Below are 2,254 nucleotides of genomic sequence, written 5' to 3'. Positions count from 1 at the left end.
CGGCAGCGACATGTTTGGTGAAATGCATGCGCTATTCGGGCAACAACGCTCTGCGATGCGCTACCGGCGCATTCGCGGCGAAACCGCCGTGCCGGCGCCGATTTCCGTCGAAGCGGTACTCAAGGCGGCCACTGTCCATGGTGCTCGCGCGGCCGGTCTCGAACATGCGGTCGGCACGCTTACGCCAGGCAAACAGGCCGACATCATCATGGTACGTACCAACGGTGTCTCGGTTTTCCCGGCTACCCATGCCATTGGCACCATCGTACAAGCGGTCGAGCGCTCCGACGTCGACACCGTGATGGTCGCCGGCAAGCTCCGCAAGCACGCCGGAAAGTTGTTGGACGTCGACGTGGCGAAGTTGGCGGCGGAGGCCACGGCCTCCCGCGACTACCTGCTGGCAACCAGCGGTTACCGCCCGGAACTTTTTGAGGCTTGATCCACCACGCCGCTCGGCCGACGGCCGGGCGGCGTCTTCTCCCCTTCCCTATCGAGCTACACGGAGGCTGTCATGACAACGGCCGCATCAACATACCTTTTACGTCCCGCGCCAGGGATCATCGCGGCGCTGTTCTGCGGCTATCTTTGCGTTGGCTTGCCGTTGCCGGTGATCCCGCTGGTCGTCCACAACAAACTGGGATTTGGCAATCTCATGGTCGGCCTGGTGATCGGCATCCAGTTTCTCGCGGCCGTATTGACCCGCGGCTATGCAGGCCGGCTCACCGATCGCCATGGCGGCAAGCGTTCGGCCATCCAGGGAGCGATGGTGTGCGCTTTGGGTGGGTTGCTATATCTCGTCTCAGCCATGCCAGGTCTATCGCCAGCCATCAGCCTCGCGATCGTGGTCGCCGGGCGACTGACCGCGGGCTTTGGCGAAAGCCAATTCGTCACTGGCTGCGTCTCCTGGTCGATCGCCTCGGTCGGTCCACAGCGCGCCGGCATGTCCATGTCCTGGACCGGTATCGCGATGTTCGCGGCGCTCGCCATCGGCGCACCGATCGGTATGGCGCTCTACCAGTCCTATGGACTTCAGGTCGCCATGATCGCCTGCGTCGTCGCCCCTTTGCTCGCCGCAGCCATCGCGGCGCGGCAGACCTCGTACAGCAGTTCCACCGGCCAGCGCCTGCCCTTTTACAAAGTGGTTGGCCAAATCTGGCGCGAAGGTCTTGGACTGATGTTGCAGGGTGTCGGCCTCTCGGGCCTCACGGCGTTTGCCTCGCTGTACTTCATGGCGCACGGTTGGCAACACGCCGGACTGGTGATGACGGCTTTCGGTGTTGGCTTCATCCTGGTGCGCATGGTGCTTGGCAGTCTGCCTGACAAAGTGAGTGGCTATCGCGTCGCGCTGTGGTCACTGGTGGTCGAGGCGATTGGGCAGGCGATGCTAGGGGTTGCGCCGAATGAGATCATTGCCCTTACTGGCGCTCTTGTGACGGGACTGGGTTGCGCTCTGGTGTTCCCTGCCCTGGGTGTCGAGGCCCTGAAGCGCGTACTGCCAAGTAATCGCGGTAGTGCCATGGGAGCCTTTGTGGCCTTCCTTGACATCGCCTACGGCCTGGCGGGGCCGGCGGCTGGCCTGGTTGCCGGCCTGTTTGGATACGCCGCCGTCTATACCCTCGGCACCGCATCCGCTCTGCTGGGCGCGGCGCTTATCGTTACGCGGCGAAACGCGGCGAACTGACGGTTATCCCACCTGGCCGGCGGGATCACCTCGCCGGCCCCTCATTTCTCTGGAGTTTTTCTTATGGCACGCATCTTCATTTCAGGCTCGTCCAGCGGCCTCGGCTTCATGGCGGGCGAACAACTGATCTCACAGGGACACCAGGTAGTCCTGCACGCCCGAAACGCCGATCGCGCCGAGGCTACACTGCACGCACTCCCCGAGGCCGAAGCCGTCGTAGTGGGCGATGTCGAGACCATCGCCGGCACCAGGGATGTCGCGACCCAGGTCAACACACTCGGGCGCTTCGACGCCGTGATCCACAACGCGGCCGTGGGTTATCGCGAGGGTAACCGCGAGACCGTCGATCACCTGCCGCACGTCTTCGCCACCAACACATTATCAGCTTATCTTTTGACGGCGTTGATCCAGCGGCCGAAACGGCTGGTTTATGTTAGTTCCGGCATGCAGCACCAAGTCGACGCGAATCTTGATGACATTCTCTGGGAGCGGCGCCGCTGGAACGGTTCGCAGGCGTATGCCGAAAGCAAGCTGCACGACACGTTGCTGGCTTTTGCCATCGCGCGCCGCTGG

General features: G+C 63.0%; 3 protein-coding genes. All 3 read left to right on the top strand.

What is annotated here, in order from left to right; translation table 11 throughout:
* A partial coding sequence (locus tag VK519_RS17255) for an amidohydrolase family protein (RefSeq protein WP_324351828.1) occupies positions 1 to 439 on the top strand: 439 nt, incomplete at its 5' end.
* Between the two features lie 72 nt (positions 440 to 511).
* Entirely contained in the window at positions 512 to 1,681 is a 1,170-nt protein-coding gene (locus VK519_RS17250; protein ID WP_324351827.1) for an arabinose transporter, read from the top strand.
* Between the two features lie 63 nt (positions 1,682 to 1,744).
* Positions 1,745 to 2,254 (top strand): SDR family NAD(P)-dependent oxidoreductase (locus tag VK519_RS17245; RefSeq protein ID WP_324351826.1); only part of this gene is annotated, 510 nt, incomplete at its 3' end.

Origin of the sequence: Pinirhizobacter sp., from assembly GCF_035317885.1 — a bacterium.
Classification (GTDB): Bacteria; Pseudomonadota; Gammaproteobacteria; order Xanthomonadales; family Rhodanobacteraceae; genus Pinirhizobacter.
This window is presented reverse-complemented; position numbering and strand designations above follow the sequence as displayed.

Excerpts from the sequence above, each read along its gene's own strand:
- VK519_RS17250 (WP_324351827.1), top strand. The coding sequence starts at position 512 with ATGACAACGGCCGCATCAACATACCTTTTACGTCCCGCGCCAGGGATC.